The sequence below is a fragment of the Acidaminococcus sp. CAG:542 genome (assembly GCF_000437815.1).
Taxonomy (GTDB): domain Bacteria; phylum Bacillota; class Negativicutes; order Acidaminococcales; family Acidaminococcaceae; genus Acidaminococcus.
In genome coordinates this window covers 82588-102281 of the sequence record NZ_FR902088.1, presented here as the reverse complement: position 1 = coordinate 102281, position 19694 = coordinate 82588, and the positions used below count along the sequence as shown (strand labels likewise).

At 57.9% G+C, this 19694-nt stretch carries 19 protein-coding genes, 1 tRNA gene and 1 other annotated feature; of the genes, 6 read left to right on the top strand and 14 right to left on the bottom strand.

From position 1 onward, the window contains the following. The first annotated feature begins 253 nt into the window (after positions 1-253). The 5 genes from QVO43_RS07725 to ilvN all read left to right on the top strand — a co-directional run bounded on the left by QVO43_RS07725 (position 254) and on the right by ilvN (position 6124). Positions 254-1759, top strand: coding sequence for a sensor histidine kinase (locus tag QVO43_RS07725; RefSeq protein WP_022487956.1), 1506 nt, complete (start codon positions 254-256; stop codon positions 1757-1759). Further along, positions 1737-2423: a response regulator transcription factor gene (locus QVO43_RS07720; protein WP_022487955.1), complete on the top strand. Its 687-nt coding sequence runs from the start codon at positions 1737-1739 to the stop codon at positions 2421-2423. Before QVO43_RS07725 ends, QVO43_RS07720 begins: the two co-directional genes overlap by 23 nt. A 131-nt stretch (positions 2424-2554) precedes the next feature. Further along, positions 2555-2794 (top strand) — a binding site (T-box leader). Positions 2795-2876: 82 nt separating this feature from the next. After that, entirely contained in the window at positions 2877-3887 is a 1011-nt protein-coding gene (gene ilvC, locus QVO43_RS07715; RefSeq protein WP_022487954.1) for a ketol-acid reductoisomerase, read from the top strand. Positions 3888-3926: 39 nt separating this feature from the next. Further along, positions 3927-5624, top strand: a complete 1698-nt coding sequence (ilvB, locus tag QVO43_RS07710; protein WP_022487953.1) for a biosynthetic-type acetolactate synthase large subunit — start codon at positions 3927-3929, stop codon at positions 5622-5624. Continuing rightward, complete coding sequence (gene ilvN, locus QVO43_RS07705) at positions 5621-6124, top strand: acetolactate synthase small subunit (protein WP_022487952.1); 504 nt, start codon at positions 5621-5623, stop codon at positions 6122-6124. The genes ilvB and ilvN overlap by 4 nt, the downstream gene beginning before the upstream one ends. Positions 6125-6149: 25 nt before the next feature. Here ilvN and QVO43_RS07700 read toward each other — a convergent pair whose 3' ends face one another. From QVO43_RS07700 to QVO43_RS07675, 6 genes are all read right to left on the bottom strand, one after another. Further along, positions 6150-6719: a DNA-3-methyladenine glycosylase I gene (locus QVO43_RS07700; RefSeq protein ID WP_022487951.1), complete on the bottom strand. Its 570-nt coding sequence runs from the start codon at positions 6717-6719 to the stop codon at positions 6150-6152. Positions 6720-6832: 113 nt separating this feature from the next. After that, a complete protein-coding gene (leuB, locus tag QVO43_RS07695) occupies positions 6833-7906 on the bottom strand; it encodes a 3-isopropylmalate dehydrogenase (RefSeq protein WP_022487950.1) in 1074 nt (357 codons plus the stop codon). Then, on the bottom strand, positions 7906-8388 hold the full coding sequence (locus QVO43_RS07690; protein ID WP_022487949.1) for a 3-isopropylmalate dehydratase small subunit: 483 nt from the start codon (positions 8386-8388) through the stop codon (positions 7906-7908). The genes leuB and QVO43_RS07690 overlap by 1 nt, the downstream gene beginning before the upstream one ends. After that, positions 8385-9650, bottom strand: coding sequence for a 3-isopropylmalate dehydratase large subunit (gene leuC / locus QVO43_RS07685; RefSeq protein WP_022487948.1), 1266 nt, complete (start codon positions 9648-9650; stop codon positions 8385-8387). The genes QVO43_RS07690 and leuC overlap by 4 nt, the downstream gene beginning before the upstream one ends. A 317-nt stretch (positions 9651-9967) precedes the next feature. Beyond that, complete coding sequence (locus tag QVO43_RS07680; RefSeq protein WP_022487947.1) at positions 9968-11374, bottom strand: WG repeat-containing protein; 1407 nt, start codon at positions 11372-11374, stop codon at positions 9968-9970. Positions 11375-11398: 24 nt separating this feature from the next. Then, positions 11399-12325 (bottom strand): LysR family transcriptional regulator, encoded by a 927-nt coding sequence (locus QVO43_RS07675; RefSeq protein ID WP_022487946.1) that lies wholly within the window; start codon positions 12323-12325, stop codon positions 11399-11401. 135 nt (positions 12326-12460) lie between these two features. Here QVO43_RS07675 and QVO43_RS07670 point away from each other — a divergent pair, with 135 nt between their 5' ends. Continuing rightward, positions 12461-13537 (top strand): AbrB family transcriptional regulator, encoded by a 1077-nt coding sequence (locus QVO43_RS07670; RefSeq protein ID WP_022487945.1) that lies wholly within the window; start codon positions 12461-12463, stop codon positions 13535-13537. A gap of 358 nt (positions 13538-13895) precedes the next feature. Here the strand turns inward: QVO43_RS07670 and QVO43_RS07665 are convergent. From QVO43_RS07665 to ychF, 8 genes are all read right to left on the bottom strand, one after another. Beyond that, a tRNA-Ala gene (locus QVO43_RS07665) sits at positions 13896-13971 on the bottom strand. Between the two features lie 143 nt (positions 13972-14114). Further along, on the bottom strand, positions 14115-15008 hold the full coding sequence (locus QVO43_RS07660) for a CvfB family protein (RefSeq protein WP_022487944.1): 894 nt from the start codon (positions 15006-15008) through the stop codon (positions 14115-14117). Next, positions 15005-15358 (bottom strand): ribosome silencing factor, encoded by a 354-nt coding sequence (gene rsfS, locus QVO43_RS07655; RefSeq protein WP_012937544.1) that lies wholly within the window; start codon positions 15356-15358, stop codon positions 15005-15007. The genes QVO43_RS07660 and rsfS overlap by 4 nt, the downstream gene beginning before the upstream one ends. Before the next feature lie 61 nt (positions 15359-15419). Then, complete coding sequence (locus QVO43_RS07650) at positions 15420-16397, bottom strand: LCP family protein (protein WP_022487943.1); 978 nt, start codon at positions 16395-16397, stop codon at positions 15420-15422. Positions 16398-16414: 17 nt separating this feature from the next. Then, positions 16415-16993: a bis(5'-nucleosyl)-tetraphosphatase (symmetrical) YqeK gene (gene yqeK / locus QVO43_RS07645; protein ID WP_022487942.1), complete on the bottom strand. Its 579-nt coding sequence runs from the start codon at positions 16991-16993 to the stop codon at positions 16415-16417. Positions 16994-17029: 36 nt separating this feature from the next. Beyond that, positions 17030-17641: a nicotinate-nucleotide adenylyltransferase gene (nadD, locus tag QVO43_RS07640; RefSeq protein ID WP_022487941.1), complete on the bottom strand. Its 612-nt coding sequence runs from the start codon at positions 17639-17641 to the stop codon at positions 17030-17032. A gap of 115 nt (positions 17642-17756) precedes the next feature. After that, complete coding sequence (locus QVO43_RS07635) at positions 17757-18527, bottom strand: histidinol-phosphatase HisJ family protein (RefSeq protein WP_022487940.1); 771 nt, start codon at positions 18525-18527, stop codon at positions 17757-17759. A 24-nt stretch (positions 18528-18551) separates the two neighbouring features. After that, on the bottom strand, positions 18552-19661 hold the full coding sequence (gene ychF / locus QVO43_RS07630; RefSeq protein ID WP_022487939.1) for a redox-regulated ATPase YchF: 1110 nt from the start codon (positions 19659-19661) through the stop codon (positions 18552-18554). Between the last annotated feature and the right edge of the window lie 33 nt (positions 19662-19694).

The window sequence follows — 19694 nt, the reverse complement described above, 5'->3', positions numbered from 1 at the left end:
CCTCATGGGATTGGGATTTGAAATTGTGAATTGTCGCTATTTTATCTCCCGTGAGTACGCTTGTCAATGATTTTTTGTATTTTTGTTGCATTCTCCCATTTTTTATTTTTTTATTGTAAAGAAAGAAACAGCCCATAAACTCTTTCGAAACAATCTTTCCTTCCATTCGGAGGCCCCGGGAAAAATGCTATAATATGAAGACAGTCAAAAAGAAAGGAGCCTCCCGCTTTTCCCGGGCGGGACTGTGGAACCTATGCGCTGGAAAGACCTTCCCATCCGGAAACGGCTGCTGGCCGCCAACTATCTGATGATCCTGACCCCTGTACTCTGCTTCATGGTGCTCAGTGTGGGGATTTTCTGGATCTTTGGTATAGAAAACCTGAACCGTGCCAGCGTCCTTTCCTTCATCTGGCCGGAAAGCGGCCCCACTCTGTCCATCCAGTTTGAACTGACCCGGCTCCGGGTCCGGTCAGACCATTACAACCCGGACAAACCCAAACCTCTGCTGCTGGTCAGTGACCATCTGGAAGACCAGGGGCTCCGGGTACTGCTGGAACGGAACGGCCAGCCCTTCTATGTGACGGAAGGGCAGCAGCCGGAGGAAATCCGCACCGCCACTCTCCAGCAGGTACCGGAAGGCCGGGGTGGCATCAGCTGGGGGAAAAAAGGAGTGGCCTTCTACTACCGTTCCCTCCAGACCGGCGTGGAAACCTATGTGGTGGGGGCTGACCCGCTGGTGGAAACCGACGACCGGTTCGCCATGCACTCCAAGGAACTTTTCAAGGGCAGCTTCGTAGGAGCCTTCCTGCTGGTGATGCTGACCGCTGCCCTGGCAGGCCTGGCTCTCAGCCGGCTTATGGCCGTCCAGCTGCTGAAGCCTTTGAACAAACTCCGCCGGGTGGCCGCCCAGGTGAGCCGGGGAGACCTGGATACCCCGGTGAAAGCCGACAGCCGGGATGAAATCGGAGACACCCTCCGGGCCTTTGAGACCACCCGGCTGGAACTGCGCCATGCCCGGGAAAAACGGGAGCAGTATGACCGGAGCCGGAAGGAAATGCTGGCAGGGATCGCCCACGACCTGGCCACCCCTCTCACCAAAATCCAGGGCTATGCCTCCGGGCTCCAGGACGGGATCGCGGACACCCCGGAAAAACAGCAGCGGTACCTCCAGAAAATCCTGGAAACCACCGAAAGCATGGCCAAACTGAACCAGACCCTGTTCCTGTTTTCCAAACTGGATCTGGACCAGGTTCCCTTCCATTGGGAAACGGTGGATCTTTGCGCCTGTCTGAAGGACTATGTGGAGGAACAAAAGGATCACTGGGAACAGAACGGCCTCCAGGTGACTCTGGAAAGCACCCTGGACCGGGCCCCTGTGAAAATGGACCGGGACCAGTTTGCCCGGGTGCTGGACAACCTGCTGAGCAACAGCTGGAAATACAAAACGGAAAAAACCGGCACCGCCCAATTCCACCTGTTCTCTGACGGAAAGAACCGGGTACGGCTGGAACTGGCGGACAACGGATCCGGGGTGGCACCAGACCAGCTGGACCGGATCTTTGAAAGCTTCTACCGGACGGACCGGGCCCGGAGCCATGTGTCCGCCGGCAGCGGCCTGGGCCTGGCGGTGGTCCGGAAAATCGTGGAAACCATGAAGGGAAAGATCTGGGCGGAGGCCAATCAGCCCAGGGGCCTGAAAATATGCATGGAATTTTCTTTGGAGGAGAATGGGAACAATGGAAAAGATCCTGATTGTTGAAGATGACAGGGATATAGCGGAACTGGAACGGGATTATCTGGAAGCCAACGGCTATCAGGTGGAAATCGCCCCGGACGGCCCCTCCGGGGAAAAGAAAGCCCTGGAACCAGAGGTGGATCTGGTGCTGCTGGACATTATGCTGCCGGGGCTGGATGGGTTCCAGGTGTGCCGGCAGATCCGGGAAAAGCGGAACATCCCCATCCTTATGGTGTCCGCCCGGCAGGAAGATGTGGACAAGATCCGGGGCCTGGGCCTGGGCGCCGATGACTATATCGTGAAGCCCTTCAGCCCGGGAGAACTGGTGGCCCGGGTAAAGTCCCATCTCCAGCGGTACCGGCAGCTCACCGGCCAGAAAGCCGCCAGCCCGGTGCTCCAGCGGGGAGGCCTGACCATCGACCGGGAAGGCCACCGGGTCTATGTGGACGGGAAAGAAGTGATCATGCCCAACAAGGAATTCGCCCTGCTGCTGTTCCTGGCGGAACATCCGGGGATCGTGTTCAGCAAAGAGACCCTGTTCGAGCGGATCTGGGGAGAAGATTCCCTGGGGGACACGGCCACGGTTTCCGTCCACGTGAACCGGATTCGGGAAAAAATCGAAACCTCCACCACCAAACCGGAGTACATCGAAACCGTATGGGGCGTGGGCTACCGGTTCCGGAAATAGAAAAACGGCTATTACATTCTTTACACTTTTTATTTTCGTTTTGTGCTTTTGAAACTTTTTTAAAAATCATGTTGACAACTGTTCTTGTGCAATGTATACTGACACCATCCTTTTCAAACCAAGTGAACAAGGCAAATCCCATGAAGGGAACGAGTACTTTGCCTCCCGTTTCTCCCAGAGAGCTGACAGATGGTGAGAGCCAGCAGAAACCGGCAAAGGAAAATCCTCCCCCAGGAGCCTGCTGAAAGACAGTAAGCACGGACGGCTTTCCCCCGTTAACCGGAACGCGTATGATTGTACGTTGCAGAGCGCTCCAGGCCAGCAATGGCCGGAGAACCAGGGTGGTATCGCGGAAACTTTCCGTCCCTATTTTCATAGGGACGGATTTTTTTATACGAAAGACCCCTGCAGTGTATCCCCATTTTATTTCTATTTTCAAAGGAGATGTTTCCCATGGCAAAAGTATTTTATGACAAGGACGTTAACTGGAGCGTACTGAAGGACAAGACGGTGGCCGTCATCGGCTACGGCAGCCAGGGCCATGCCCATGCCCTGAACCTGAAGGAAAGCGGCGTCAACGTGGTGGTGGGCCTGTACAAAGGCAGCAAATCCGCCGATGTGGCCCGGGCTGCCGGCCTGGAAGTGAAGACCGTAGCCGAAGCGGTAGCCGCTGCTGACGTAACCATGGTCCTGATCCCTGATGAAAAGCAGGCCGATGTGTACAAAGCCGAAATCGCTCCCAACCTGAAAAGCGGCAGCGCCCTGGCTTTTGCCCATGGGTTCAACGTCCATTTCAAGCAGATCGTCCCTCCCGCTGATGTGGACGTGTTCATGGTGGCTCCCAAAGGTCCGGGCCATCTGGTCCGCCGGACTTTTGTAGAAGGGGGCGGCGTCCCTGATGTATTCGCAGTGGAACAGGATGCCACGGGCAAATGCTTCGACCTGGCCCTGGCCTATGCCAGAGGCATCGGCGGCACCCGTGCCGGGGTCATCCAGACCACCTTCCAAGAAGAAACGGAAACTGACCTGTTCGGGGAACAGGCTGTCCTGTGCGGCGGCATCTGCCAGCTGATCACCAACGGATTCGAAACCCTGTGCGAAGCCGGCTATCAGCCTGAAATCGCCTACTTTGAAACCTTCCATGAAATGAAACTGATCGTGGACCTGATGTACGAAGGCGGCATGGCCAAAATGCGGAAATCCATTTCCGACACCGCCGAATATGGGGACTATACCGCCGGCCCGAAAGTGGTGACCCAGGATTCCAAAGCTGCCATGAAACAGGTTCTGAAGGATATCCAAGACGGCACCTTCGCCAAAGACTGGCTGCTGGAAAACCGTGCCGGCGGCCGGGCTCACTTCCTGGCCATGCGCCGTCAGCATGCGGAACATCCCATCGAAAAAGTCGGGGAAAAACTGCGCAGCATGATGCCCTGGCTCCATGAAAACGACAAAAACGAGTAATCCACAACCATTCCAGCTTTAAAGGAGGCAGGGGAAACCATGAAAATCACCGGTGCAGAAGCCGTCATCGAAAGTTTGCGAAAAGAACAGGTCCAGGTTGTCTTCGGCTATCCTGGAGGGGCCGTACTGAGCCTGTATGATGCTCTGTACCGGATGAAATTCCCCCATATCCTCACCGGCCATGAACAGGGGGCCGTCCATGCAGCGGACGGCTATGCCCGGGCCACCGGGAAAGTGGGTGTCTGCTTTGCCACCAGCGGTCCCGGAGTCTGCAACATGGTCACCGGCATTGCCACCGCCAATATGGATTCCATCCCTCTGGTGGTGATCAGCGGCCAGGTGGCCACCCATCTCATCGGCCGGGATTCCTTCCAGGAAGCGGACATCTCCGGCATCACCACCCCCATCACCAAGCACAACTACCTGGTGAAAAAGGTTCAGGACCTGCCCCGGGTGCTGAAGGAAGCCTTCTACATCGCCCGGAGCGGCCGGCCGGGACCGGTGCTGGTGGACGTGGCCAAGGATGTGTTCGACACGGCCTTTGACTACGAATATCCGGAAACCGTCTCCCTCCGGGGGTATCAGCCCCTCCAGGAAGGCCGGGAAGAAGAAGTGGACCGGGCCCTGGAGGCTCTCCGTAAGGCTCACCGTCCCCTTTTGATGGTGGGCGGCGGAGTGGTCCTGTCCGACACTGCGGACACCCTCCGGCAGATCGTCCAAGCCGCCCAGCTGCCGGTGGTATACACCCTTATGGGCAAAGGAGCCATCCCCGATGCCTGGGACGAAAACCTGGGCATGGCCGGTATGCACGGCACCTGGACCGCCAACATGGCCATCACCCAGTGTGACCTGCTGCTCACAGTGGGAGCCCGGTTCGACGACCGGGTCACCGGCTCTGTGGCCAACTTCGCTCCCAAAGCCCGGATCGTCCATTTCGACATCGATCAGGTGGAGATCAACAAGATCGTCCACGCGGATCTCAGTGTGAACGGGGATCTCCGCTGGTCCCTGCCCGCCTTCTGGAAGAAACTGGAAGCCGCCCCCATTCCGGCGGTCCAGACCGTCACCTGGCGCCAGGAGCTCCAGGAAATGAAGGCCGGCCATCCTTCCGGGACCCGTCCTTCTTCTGACAGAGGGCTTTCTCCCCAGGTGGTGCTGGAACAGCTGGCCCAAAAGGCCGGTCCCGATTCCATTGCCGCCACCGATGTGGGCCAGCACCAGATGTGGGCGGCCCAGTTCTATCCGGTATCCATCCCCCACCACTTCATCACTTCCGGAGGCCTGGGCACCATGGGCTACGGCCTGCCCGCCGCCCTGGGCGCCAAACTGGGAGCCCAAGACAGCCCGGTGGTGCTGATCACCGGGGATGGCAGCATCATGATGAACTGCCAGGAATTTGCCACCCTCCACAAATACGGCATTGCCGTAAAGACTGTGGTCCTGCGGAACAACACCCTGGGCATGGTCCATCAGTGGCAGGGGATGTTCTACCAGGGCCATTTTGCCGAATCCGACCTGACCGCCAATCCGTCCATTGCAGGGATTGCCCAGTCCATGGGCGTACCGGCCTGGACAGTGGAAACGGAAGACCAGCTGCCGGAAGCCCTGGACAGACTTTTTGCCCAGGAAGGGCCGGCCCTTTTGGAAGTGACCATCCCACCGGACGAAAATGTCTACCCCATGGTCCCCGGTGGAAAGAAACTGGATGAAATGGTAACAGGAGGCGAACAATCATGATCCGACAGCATCTGGCCATCCTGGCCGACAACAAGCCCGGGGTCCTGACCCATGTAGCCGGACTGATCAGCCGCCGGGCCATCAACATCGAGTTCATCAACGCCGGCTATACGGAAGAACGGGACGTGACCCGGATCAACATCGTGGTGTCCGTAGAGGACCGGTACGAGCTGGACCAGGCCATCAAACAGCTGGCCAAGCTTATCGATGTGATCAAGGTGGTGAACCTGGACGACGCTCCCTTTGTGAGCTACGAACTGGCCATGATCAAGGTCAGCGCCCCCACCCCCCAGGTGCGGGAAGAACTGACCAACCTGGCGGACCTGTTCCATGCCAAAGTGGTGGACGTGCAGAAAAAGTCCCTGGTGCTCCGGCTCACCGGCCGGGAAGACCACATCGACGCCCTGCTGGAAGTCCTGGAAGACTACCAGATCATCGAAATCGCCCGGACCGGGCAGATTTCCCTGGGACGGGGGCTGGTGCCGGTGAAGAAGATGTAAATGAAAAAAGGGGGTGTGAATTTTTTCACACCCCCTTTTGCTGCTCCAGCCAGCACCCCTTCTCGTGGCTCCAGATGACTCCTACGGCCTGGAGGAGGGAGTAGACCACCGTGGTGCCCACGAATTTCATACCCCGCTTCTTCAGGTCTTTGGACAGGGCGTCGGACAGAGGGGAATGGGCAAGGCCCGTTTCCCGGATGGTCTTTCCTTCCGTCCAGTGCCACAGGTACCGGTCGAAGGTCCCCCATTCCTTTTGGATGGCCAGGAACACCCGGGCATTGGTCACCGCCGCCCGGATCTTCAGCCGGTTCCGGATAATGGCGGGATCCTGCCGGAGGGCTTCTGTTTTTTCTTCCGTATAACGGGCAATGATTTCCGGGTCGAAGCCGTCAAAGGCCTGCCGGAACCCTTCCCGCTTGTTCAGTACGCACTCCCAAGAAAGGCCGGCCTGAAAGGTTTCCAACAGCAGCATCTCAAACAGTTTCCGGTCTTCATGGACCGGCCGTCCCCATTCCTCATCATGGTACCGGATGTACCGGGGATTGTTGGGATTGGCCCAGAAACACCGTATTTTCCCGTCCGCCCATTGGGTCATGATTTTCATCTCCTTCATCAAAAAAAAGCTGCCTTTCCAGGCAGCTTTTTTCCTTCGGCCGCTGACCATTGACAGCTGACCGCTGACAGTCTGTTGCCCAGGCAGCAGACCCCTTATTTTCTCACCGCTTCCGCCACCAGTTGGCCCATTTTCTTCGTGCCTACGGTGGTGAGTCCTTCTCCGGCCAGGTCCGGAGTCCGGTAGCCGGCTTTCATCACCTCGTCCACGGCCCTTTCGATGGCCCGGGCGGCTTCTTCCTGATGGAGGGAATAGCGCAGCAGCATGGCAGCAGACAGGATGGTCCCCAGGGGATTGGCAATGTCCTTTCCGGCAATGTCCGGGGCGCTGCCGTGGATGGGTTCATAGAGCCCGGTGCCGTCCCCCAGGCTGGCAGAAGGCAGGAGCCCGATGCTGCCGGCAATGGTGGAGGCTTCGTCGCTGAGGATATCCCCGAAAATGTTGTTGGTAAGGATTACGTCGAACTGTTTCGGGTTCAGCACCAGCTGCATGGCGCAGTTGTCCACATAAAAATGGTTCAGTTCCACATCAGGATACTTGGCCTCATGGATTTCTTCCACGATTTTCCGCCACATCCGGGAGGCCCCCAGCACATTGGCCTTGTCCACGCTGGTCACCTTGCCCCGGCGCAGCCGGGCTGCCTCGAAGGCTTTCACGGCGATCCGTTCCACTTCCGGACGGGTGTATTTTTCCACGTCAGAGGCGGTTTCCACCCCGTCCACCAGGGCAGCTTCCCGGTGTTCCCCGAAATAGATGCCCCCGGTGAGCTCCCGGACGATGACCAGATCGGCCCCTTCCGCCCGTTCCGTCTTCAGGGGAGACAGATGGGCCATGTAGGGCCGCACCTGGACCGGACGCAGGTTGCAGTAGAGTCCCAGGGCCTTCCGGATGCCCAAAAGGCCCTTCTCCGGCCGTTTGGTCACGTCTTCGATATGATCCCATTTGGGACCCCCTACGGCCCCCAGCAGGACCCCGTCAGCAGCCTTGGCGCTGGCGATGGTTTCTTCCGGCAGGGGAGTGCCGAACTGGTCATAGGCACAGCCCCCCATAAGCTTATGATCGTAGGAAATGTCCAGGCCGAACACTTCCGCCGTTTTCTTCAGGACTTCCAGAGCCGCATCGGTGATTTCAGGGCCGATGCCGTCCCCGGCCAATACAGTGACTTTCATCAGGCATGGACTCCTTTCACATAATTGATGAGACCGCCGGCTTCGGCGATTTTCCGGACAAAGGCTGGCAGGGGATGGGTCTTGATGGTCAGGTTCTTGTTCACCACATGGATTTCTCCCTTGTCAAAATCCACTTCCACCTGGTCCCCAGCCTGGATCTTTTTGGCTTCTTCCCCGATTTCCAGCACCGGCAGGCCGATGTTGATGGCATTCCGGTAGAAGATCCGGGCAAAGCTTTCCGCAATGATGCAGGCGACCCCTTTCTGCTGGATCACAATGGGGGCGTGTTCCCGGGAAGACCCGCAGCCGAAGTTCCGGCCGGCCACCATAATGTCCCCGGGTTTTACATTGGGGGCAAAGGTGGTGTCGATGTCTTCCATGGCATGTTCACTCAGTTCCTTGAAATCGGAGATGTTCAGGTAGCGGGCGGGGATGATTACATCCGTGTCCACATGGTCTCCGTAACGCCATACTTTACTCATTTCAGTACCTCCCTGGGATCAGTGATGTGACCGGTAACGGCGCTGGCAGCAGCCGTCAGCGGGCTGGCCAGGTAGACTTCGCTGTCCACATGGCCCATGCGGCCCCGGAAATTCCGGTTGGTGGTGGAAACGCACCGTTCCCCGGCAGCCAGGATGCCCATGTAGCCGCCCAGGCAGGGTCCGCAGGTGGGAGTGGAAACCGCTGCACCGGCTTCGATGAAGATATCCAGCAGCCCGTTGTCCATGGCCCGTTTGTAGATTTCCTGGGTAGCCGGGATGATGATGCACCGGACCCGGGGATCCACTTTCCGTCCCTTCAGGATCCGGGCGGCGGATACCAGATCCTCATACCGTCCATTGGTACAGGACCCGATCACCACCTGGTCAATGGCCAGGTCTTTGCCTTCCGCTGCCGGATGGGTGTTTTCCGGCAGATGGGGATAGGCCACCACCGGCACCAGCTTGTCCAGTTCGATGGTGATGGTCCGGTCGTAGACCGCATCCTCATCGGCTTCCACCGGTTCCCATTCCCGGGTGACTCCCCGTTCCTTCAGGTATGCCCGGGTCTTGTCATCCACCGGGAAGATGCCGTTTTTGGCCCCGGCTTCAATGGCCATGTTGCAGATGGTGAACCGGTCCGCCATGGCCAGTTCCCCTACTCCTTCTCCGAAGAATTCCAGGGACTGGTACAGGGCACCGTCCACCCCGATCATCCCGATCAGGGTCAGGATCACGTCCTTGCCGGAAATGTAGTCCGGCTTTTTGCCGGTGAGCACCACTTTGATGGCCTTGGGGACCTTGAACCAGGTCTGGCCGCTGGCCATGGCTGCCCCCAGGTCCGTCTGGCCCACCCCGGTGGAGAAGGCGTTGACAGCCCCGTAGGTGCAGGTGTGGGAGTCAGCCCCGATCACCAGTTCCCCGGGAGCCACCAGCCCGCTGTCCGGCACCAGGGCGTGTTCGATGCCCATCCGGCCCACTTCGAAATAGTTGGTGATGTTATGCTTCCGGGCAAAATCCCGCATATGCTTGCACAGGGTGGCGGATTTGATGTCCTTGGGAGGAGAGAAATGATCCGGCACCAATGCGATCTTGTCCTTGTTGAATACCGGACGGCCGATTTTGTCGAATTCGTCAATGGCCGGAGGCCCGGTAATATCGTTGGCCAGGGTCAGGTCAACCTGGGAAACCAGCAGTTCCCCTTCTTCCACCTCCGGACGGCCGGCATGCCGGGCCAGGATTTTCTGTGTTCTTGTCATTCCCATACGTATTCCCCTCTCTTGCACAAAAAGCCCCTACCTGCTGCAAAGCAGATAGGGGCGAATGGACGCGGTACCACCCTATGTTGGGTCTCATTCAGCTTAACGCACTGTGGACGGCAGGGACTACTGGTCTTTCCCCCCTGCGGCTCCCGGGTGAGAGGAATCCTCGAAGCTTACCGGCTCACACCCGCCGCCGGCTCTCTGGAAGTTTCTGCGATTCCGCTCCCGTTCATTACCTGTGTTTGTTTGAAATGGTATGGTTTACATTATGCCACTGCACTCTGTTTCTGTCAATAGTTTTTTGTAGCCGATTTGAAAAATCAGTCGAAAATTCCAGCCTTGTCATATTGCGGAGAGATTACGACCTTTGCATTTTCATCCACATAGCCCCATTTCTTCTTTTGGGCGTCCTTGTAGGCCGCCCGGTCCGCTGTCAGAGGCCCCAGCTCCCGGAGCTCGGACCGGAAAGGGGCCACCGGATTCCCGGTTTTGTCGATGATCCCGCCTTTTTCCTTTTCCACTGCTGTGGTCCGGTCCTGGAAGAAATTCTGGACACTGTCGAACCGGTTGGGGATCACCACTTTGTTGGTCTCGTCGATGAACCCCCACTTTTTGTCCGACTGGAAGGCGGCCAGTCCCTCACTGAAGGGCAGCAGGGCATCGTAGGCTGCCGGGATCACCACCTGGCCTTTGGCATCCACCATACCCCAGTGGCCCTCGTCCCGGATGAGGGCCAGTTTCCCGTAGAAGGGGGACACAAAACTGTAGGTGGGGGAAATCACTTCCTGGCCTTGTTTGTTCACATAGCCCCGGTACATACTGGAGGGCATCACTGCTCCCGGAGAGATGCCGATGCTGCCACCCCAGCCGTGATGATGGTGATGATGGTGGTAGCCGTAATCTCCCCAATAGGGACCCCAGCCCGGGCCCACGCCCCAGTAGGGACCGCCCCAGCCCCAGCCGTCTCCCCAGCCCCAGCCGATGGAGATGTAATCCAGGAAGCTGTGGCTGGCCCGGCGGACACCCACTTCCGCCAATCCATTGTCCTGGAAGTCCCCTACGAAGGCATAAGGCTTCAGTTTGGCGTATTTCTTTCCCTGGGTATCCATGAGCCAGCCTCCGTCCACCACGGCCACCCCCTGGTGGAAGTCCCCGGCCTTTTTCACGCTCATGCTGGGCAGCAGGCTCCCGTCCTTCCGGATATAGAACCACTGGCTGTCTTTTTTCACCGCGGCCAGCCCTTCGCTGAAGCTGCGGACTTCCTTGTACTGGGCAGGGATCACCAGTTTCCCGGTTTTGTCCGCAAAGCCCCATTTGCCCTGGGTTTTCACCGGGGCCAGCCCTTCCTGGAAGGCCCGGGCCTCTTCCCATTCCCCGGGAAGCCTGGCTCCCTGGAGGGTGTAGAAATTCCACTTCTTTTCCGTCACGCCGCCGATGATTCCTTCATTGATATCGGTGATCTTCTTCAGGGTAGGGGCCAGCAGCTGCTTTCCCTCCCGGTCATAAAGGCCGTATTTTCCCTTCAGCTGGACCAGGATCGCCGGATCCTCTTTCGGATCCCCCACTGCGATTTTTTTATAGACCAGGGGCAGGATTTCCTTCCCTGCCCGGTCGATCACGCCCTGCTTTCCGTCTTTCTCCACCACGGCCACATGGTCGGCGGCAAAAGCCGTCTGCCCCAAAGCCAGAGAAAGTCCAACCAGCAGAGCCATCTGTTTTCTGTTCATAGAAAACACCTCCGTTCACTTGCCTTATTGTACCATAGAACGGGATCCTGTTACACTGGTCCGGATCAGGCCGCAGAGGGCTTCCATGGCCCGGGTCATGTAGGCCCCCTTCCGCCGGGCCAGGTACAGGGTCCGGTCCAGAGGATGGTCTTTCACCTGGAAAAACACCGACTGATCCGTCCGGGCCAGGGTGGGAAAAGCCAGCCGGGGGATCAGGGCGAACCCGTGGTTGGCCAGGGCCAGCCGGTGAGCCAGTTCCACGCTGTCCGTTTCCAGGATGATCCGGGGCTGGATCTTCCCCTCCCGGAAGAACTGATCCGCCTTGTACCGGAGCCCCCGCCCCGGTTTCAGCAGGATAAAGGGCTGATTCCGGAGCCGCCCCACATCCTCCATCACATGGCCGGTACCCGGGGTCCAGGAAAACTGCCGGCTGAAGCCGGGAGGGGCCTCCAGATACACCGTATCCGTCAGCAGCCGGGTGTATTCCAACTCCGGATCGTCAGGGAAATAGGTCAGGGCCAGGTCCAGTTTTCCCTGCCGGAGGAGAGGATTCAGCTGTCGGATCAGGGTTTCCGTCAAACGGAGTTCCACCTGGGGATACAGGGTGCGGAACTGCTCCAGGATCACCGGCAGCAGGGTCTCACTGGAGATCCGGGACAGCCCCAGACGGATCTGGCCGCTTTGGGAATCCCGCAGGTCATGGATCTCCCGGAGACCGTTCTGGTAGTTTTCCACCATGGCCTGGGCCATCCGGGCATAGATTTCTCCCGCCTGTGTCAGGTAGACTCCGCTGGCTTCCCGGACCAGGAGAGGCATCCCTGCTTCCTTTTCCACCGTTTTCACGATCCGGCTGAGAGCAGGCTGGGACAGGCCCAGCTGGGCGGCGGCAGCGGTAATGTTGCCGTTTTCGCAGACTTTCAGGAAATCCCGCAGGTATTTTTCATGGAACATGGCAGTCCCTCCTTTTGTTATATCATTTTTGCTATATCCCTATTATACTATTAAGATTTTACAGTATGGAACCCATTGTCTATAATAAAAGTATCCTGCCGGACAGGCGCTCCGGCTTCCAAAGGAGATCTTTCCATGAAACAACGTTTTCCCGCCTTACTGGCATCCGCCCTGCTGGGCTTCCTGCTCCGGCAGCTGGCCATCCCCATTCCCTATTTGCTGGGAGGTATCATCACCGGTTTTGTTGTACGCACTTTTCTGGATAATTCCTTCCAATGGCCCCGGGCCTGGCGGGGGCTGATGCTGGGGGTAGCCGGCTACGGCATCGGCAGCAACTGCACCCCGGACACCTTCCTTAAAATGAGCCAGGAAACCCTGGGGATCCTGGGTGCCAGCCTGTTCACCCTGGGCGTTTCCGTGGCCGTGGCCATCCACATGCACCGGCACACCTTCGCCAACCTGCTCAGTTCCATTATGGGCTGCCTGCCGGGAGGCCTGACAGCCATGACCGTGCTCATGGACGATTATGAGGAAGCGGACGAAAACGTGGTGGTAGTCTCCCAGTGCCTGCGGCTGTTCGTGGTGGAAGTCAGCGTGCCCTTCCTGGCCATCAACCTGTTCGGAGGCCAGATCACCCGGGCCGCCGGCGCCAGTCTGTGGGTCACCACCCTGGGTGATTTCCGGAGCCTGTTCCATCCGGGCTGGCTGCTAGTGGTCCCCCTGGTGTTCCTGGGCCGGTTCCTGGCCCAAAAGACCCATATGCCCACAGGGCAGCTGCTGGGACCCATTCTGATCACTTCCCTCTTTGCTCTGTGGCAGGGCAGTGTGCCCCGGGTCCCGGCTCCCGCCATGGCTTTTGCCCAGCTCCACATCGGCCTGTACATCGGCACCATGATGGACCGGGAAAAACTGCTGAAGACCCGGGAACTGATTCCCAATGTACTCCTGGGTTCCCTTTTGATGGTGGCTTCCAGCGTCGCCCTGTCCCTGTTCATGTCCCGGCTCTACGGTTTTTCCACCCTTACCGCCTTTCTGGCCCTGGCCCCCGGAGGCATTGCGGAAATGTGCCTTACCGGCCTGGAAATGCACCAGGATGTGGCCGTGCTCCTTACCTACCAGCTGGTCCGGGTGCTCATGCTGGCCATGGGAGTGCCCTTTGTGATCCGGAGGTTCTTCAAGCCGGACAGCGGAAAAAAAGGGGCTGCTGCATAAGCAGCAGCCCCTACGGTACCGATTTACACATCCAAAAATTTGCCTGCAAATTTTATCATTCGGCCATTGACGATTGACCATTGACGGGGATATTGCATACATATTTTTCACGTGCAATATTCCCCCTTTTTCACTGCCAGTTGATCAACAGCGCTATGGCCACGGTCACCATCTGGGTAGCCATGAGCATGGAGAACCAGAGAGAATTTTTATACCGCCTTCGATGAAGTAAAACGGAATAAAAAAGGGCTGTTGCATGAGCAACAGCTCCTCAACGTTCAGCTGTCAACGTTCAACGGCCCCAGATACAAAAAATACCCTTGCGGCTTCACAACCGCAAGGGTATTGGTTTTTCATTTGGTGGAGACAAGGAGGATCGAACTCCTGACCTCTTGCATGCCATGCAAGCGCTCTCCCAGCTGAGCTATGCCCCCAAACGACTTCTTAAGTATACCCCCAAAAGGGGTTCCTGTCAACAACTTTTTTCATGGTTTTGAAAAAAAACCGTTCAAAGCCTGTGCCAGCAGGCTTCCTTCGGCCATTGACAATTGACCATTGACGGAAAGCGCAGCTTCCCTTATTTCACCAGACTGGTCCATCCGTTTTCCTGGGTGATCTTCCCTTCCTTCATCAGGCGCCCCAGGGCCCGTTTGAAAGCGGCTTTGGAAATGCCGAAGGCGTCTTTGATGATTTCCGGCGGGGTGGCATCGCTGTAGGGCATGGTGCCCTGGCGTTTTTCCAGGAGGGCCAGGATCCGTTCGCTGTCGGTGACCATGGCTTTTTCCTTCACTTCCCGGAGGGACATGTCCACCCGGCCGTCTTCCCGGACGAAGGTGACCCGTCCGGTGACCTTCTGACCGAAGTCCAGCCGTCCGTCAGGCACTTCGCTCCGGTGGATGAAGGCCAGATACCGCTGGGTGGTCAGCAGGAAGAACCCTTCCGGCAGGATGTTGTAGACGGTGCCGGTGAGTTCATCCCCCACCTTCACATCTTTGGCAGGCACGGAAGCCCGGACCATGTCCTCTTCCACCCGCATGGTCACCGCCTGCCGGCCGCTTTTGTCCCGGTAGAGCTTCACCCATACCAGCTGACCCGGAGACACATGGCCCCGCATTTCGCTGTAGGGCAGGAATACCCCCCGTTCGGCGCCGATGTCCACAAAGCCCCCCTGGCGGGTGACGGACAGGACCTTTACATAGCCCAGCTGGCCTTCCCGCATTTTGGGCAGCTTCATGCTGGCAGTCATCCGGCCCTTGGCGTCCAGGTACAGGTACACTTTCACCTTGTCTCCCACCTTCACCGGGCTGGTCTGCTGGTGCTGGTGGAGCAGGATGTCATCGGAGGTGCTGCCGGTGCCCGCATCCAGGAAAGCTCCCGCTTCCCCCACACGGGCCACGGTCATCTCGCACACATCCCCCACCCGGTACCGGCCCACAGTCTTGACGGTTACCGGTCCACGCTCTTTTCTCATGCTTCCGTCTCCGTATAACTTTCGCTGGGAGCATCCGCCCACAGCTGTTCCAGATTGTAGAAATTCCGCTGGGATTCCTGGAACACATGGGCCACACAGTCACCGTAGTCCAGCAGCACCCAGTTCCCTTCGCTGTACCCTTCCTTGTGGGCGGGCAGCTTCCCTTCCTGGGCCAGTTTGTCTTCGATACCGTCGGCAATAGCCCGCACCTGGGTGGTGCTGGGAGCCGAGCAGATCATGAAGTAGTCGGTTACGGAAGACAGTCCCTCCATGTTCAGCAACAGGATATCCCGTGCTTTTTTGTCCGCAGCCGCCGCTGCAATTTTGTTGGCCAGTTCTTTTCCGGTCATAGTATCATCCTTCCTTTCTCATAAAAACTCATATTTCTCGTTTCACAGAACGTTTGTGCACTCAGATGCTGGGGATCCGCCGGTGGGGGATCTTCAGTTCGTCCAGGGTGGCAGCAATCTTGGAGGGAGTGGTGACCCAGTAGCTGACGCCGCCGATGTCCCCGAAATCCCCCTTCAGGCTGGCGCTCTTCACGCCCCCTTCGCCGAAGATCCGCAGGCAGTTGGCCGCCTTCACCAGCTGGATGAAGGTCATGTCCGTTTTCACATACTCTGACGCCGTGCCGATGATCACGGGCAGCTTCACCATGTTCCCCACGGTGAAGGCCTGTTTGGCCAGGGCTTTCATGAATTTCTGCTGCCGTTCCACCCGGCCGATGTCCCCCATTTCATCATGACGGAACCGGACGTATTCCCCGGCTTTTTCCCCGTTCAGATGCTGTTTTCCCTTCTTCAGGTGGATCTTCAGGTCTGCGTAGGGGTCTTCGTAATCCATGTCCTGTTCCACATCCAGGTCCACCCCGCCCAGCATATCCACCACTTTGATGAAGCCCTGCCAGTCCACCTGCATGTAGTGGTTCACCGGCACCTGGAGCAGATTGGCCACAGTCCGTTTGGCCAGATTCACGCCCCCGTAGGCGTAGGCCGCGTTGATCTTGTCATGGCCCCGCCGTCCGGGGATGGTCACCCGGGTATCCCGGGGCAGACTCAGGACGGAAACCTGGCTGTTTTCCGGGTCGAAGCTCACCAACAGCATGGCGTCCGTCCGTTTGGGCACGTCCTTGTCAAAGTCTTCGCTGTCCCCATCGTCCGTCCCCAGGAGCAGCACATTGATCCGGTTGGAGAACCCTTCCGTAGTCAGGGTATCCTTCTGGGTTTCGGCCACCTGAGCCCGGGGCCGGAAGAAACGGTTGTAGATCCGCATGCCTGCCGCAAAGCAGCTGGCCATGAGGAAAAGGATCATCACCAGGGAAAAGAAGGCCCGTCCTTTCCGCAGCCGTTTCTTGTACCGCCGGTTCCCTGTTTTCTTTTGGTCTGTCATCTTTTGTTCTGCTCCTGTTATTTCTGATTCTTTTTCTCTTTCAGGACAAGTTCATTGTACCCGGCCAGACAGTCGGGATGGATCAGCATCTCCTGGTCCAGGAGATATTCCATGGTATGTGCATAGGCCTTCCGCATACCGTTTTCCAGGCCTTTCTTCACTTCTTCCCGCATGGTGTCCACCCCGGGGAAATCCCGGTTGGGCTCCACCAGGTCCGCCAGGTAGATCACCATGGCCAGAGGACTCATATGGGCTGCCCCGGTGGTGTGGTACCGGATGCTGGACAGGATGTCCGGATCCGTGACCCCGAATTCATGTTGGGCGTAATAGACCCCCAGTTTGGCATGGATCAGGATGGGCTGGTTCTTTTCCACTTCATCCAGTTCAATGCCCAGTTCCGCCGCCCTGGCAATGAAATCCTTTTTGGGGACCTGCCGCCCGCTGTCATGGAGCAGGCCGGCAATGGCGGCTTTCTCTTCGTCCACTCCGTACAGCCGGGCCAGTTCAACGGCCGTCTGGCTGACGGCCAGGGTATGATGGAAGCGTTTGGCCGGCAGTTCTTTTTCCAGCCGTTCTTTCATTTCGTTCAATTCCATAGGTTTTCCCCTCCCAAGAAAAAAACAGAGAAGCCCCTACTGACGGTAGAGGTCTCTCTGTTCGATGTATTCCGCTACTGCCTTGGGGATCATGGTATCCACCGGTTCGCCTTTCCGGATCCGTTCCCGGATCGCTGTGGAAGAAATGTCCAGTTCCGGTGTATCCACCCAGACCAGATTCTTCAGTCCCTGCCGGGCCAGATCCTCGCTGACTTTCTCCTTCTGGGGAGCAAAGCCGGGCCGGGCCGCCGCCGCAAAGGTGGCATAGGTCATGGCCTCCCGGATATGGTGCCAGGTGGGCAGCTGTTCTGCCGAATCGGCCCCGATGATGAAGTACAAATCGTAGAACCGGTGCCATTTCCGGTGGAGCTTCCGGAGGGTATCGCAGGTGTAGGATACGCCGCCCCGGTCCAGTTCCATGGAGGAAACCGTGTACCGGGGATTTTCCCCAGCCCCCAGGATGGTCATGGCCAGCCGGTCTGCAGAGGGAGAACAGTGCCAGCCCCGTTTGTGGGGCGGAATGTAGTCCGGGATGAACAGGATCCTGTCCAGTCCCAGTTTGTCCAGCATGGCACGGGCGATCATCAGATGTCCGTTGTGGATGGGATCGAAGGTCCCGCCCAGGATGCCCAGGCGCTGACGGCCCATGTTCTCCACTCTCCTTTGTGATGGTGATACCAGAGTATTATAACAGGGAAAAGAAACGAAAACAAGAATATAGCCGTGACAAATGTATGGAAAATGGGCCCCAAAGGCCCATTTGTCAGCAGCGGATCCGCTTCCGTTCTTTGTAGTACACCAGGGTCAGGCCCGCTTCTTCGGCCATCTGTTTCCCCTTGGCGAAATCCCGGCCCACATGTTCCTTGTAATGGGCGTCGCTGCCCAGGGTGGCGTATCTCCCCCCCAGTTCCCGGAACCGTTTGTACAGCTTCAGGAGGGGCGGGATCACGCTGTCATCCCCCAGCCGCCGGGTGTTGATCTCCAGGGCCTTGTCCTCTGCGATCAGCAGCCGGAACACCCAGTCCCACAGGTCCGGATGGTCTTCATAATACAGATTGGGATCCGGATAGGGCATATACCGGCAGATATAGTCGATGTGCCCGTAGGAATCGAAATCCGGCTTCCTTTCCAGGCACCGGACGGAATCTTCCAGATACCGGCGCACCGCCTGGTCCTTGGTAAGCCCTTCATAGGTGGTGGGTTCGTACATGTCCAGCCCGTCGAAACAGTGCATGGACCCCACCACTTCGTCAAAGGGATGGGCCTGGACCATTTTCCGGTCTTCCTCGATGGCCCGGGGCTGGAGCCCCACCTCGATGCCCAGGAGCACCTGGCTGCTGCGGTAAGGCCCGTCCTTTTTGAAATAGTCGTCGATGTCGAACAGGAACATCTCCGGATTGGTGGGATAGTACCGGTCCCAGTGTTCCGTCAGGATGATCCCGATTCCCTGAGCCCTGGCCGCTGCTGCAGCATCCTGGATGGTCTGTTCCGCATCGCAGGAATAATCTGCATGGGTATGGGTATCAAACAGCATGGGCACGCACCTCTTTTCCTGTTTTTACACGTTGAAACGGAATTCCACTACATCCCCGTCCTGCATGATGTAGTCCTTGCCTTCCAGACGCACCAGGCCCTTTTCCTTGGCCGCCTGTTTGGAGCCGCACTTCACCAGGTCGTCATAAGAGACGATTTCCGCCCGGATGAAGCCTTTTTCAAAGTCCGTATGGATCTTCCCGGCTGCCTGAGGCGCGGTGGAACCCTGGACGATGGTCCAGGCCCGGGATTCCATTTCCCCGGCGGTAAGGAAGGTCTGGAGCCCCAGCAGCTTGAACCCGGCTTTGATGAGACGGTCCAGGCCGGCTTCGGAAAGGCCTTCCATTTCCAGGTATTCCTTGGCTTCGTCTTCCGGCAGTTCGGCAATCTCTTCTTCCACTTTGGCGGAGATCACGATCACCTGGGCGTTTTCTTTGGCGGCATAGTCTTCCAGGGCCTTCACATAGGGATTCCCGGACCAGTCCGCCGCTTCTTCTTCCGCCACATTGGCCACATAGAGGATGGGTTTGGAGGTCAGGAGATCCAGTTCCTTCAGGCCGGCTTTTTCATCGTCGGTCATTTCCACCCGGCGCACCGGGATTCCTTCTCCCAGGGCATCGGAGATCCGCTGGAGCAGGTCAGCCCGGGCGGCAGCCTTCTTGTCCCCGGCCTTGATCAGCTTCTGGGCCTTCACCAGCTGCTTTTCCACGCTTTCCAGATCCGCCAGGCACAGTTCCGTGTTGATGATTTCCACGTCCCGGACCGGATCGATGGATCCTTCCACATGGGTGATGTTCCCATCTTCAAAGCACCGGACCACTTCGGCGATGGCATCGGTCTGACGGATGTGGGACAGGAACTTGTTCCCCAGGCCTTCCCCTTTGGAAGCCCCTTTCACCAGGCCGGCAATGTCCACGAACTTCATCCCCGCCGGTACGATCTTTTTGGAATGGAACATGTCCGCCAGCACTTTCAGCCGGGCATCGGGCACGTCCACCACGCCCACGTTGGGCTCTATGGTACAGAAAGGATAGTTGGCCGCTTCGGCCCCTGCCTTGGTGATGGCGTTGAACAGGGTGCTTTTGCCCACGTTGGGCAGGCCCACGATTCCCATTTCCAGATTGGTAGAACTCATATTGTATCTCTCCTTCATGCAGACTATTGTTTA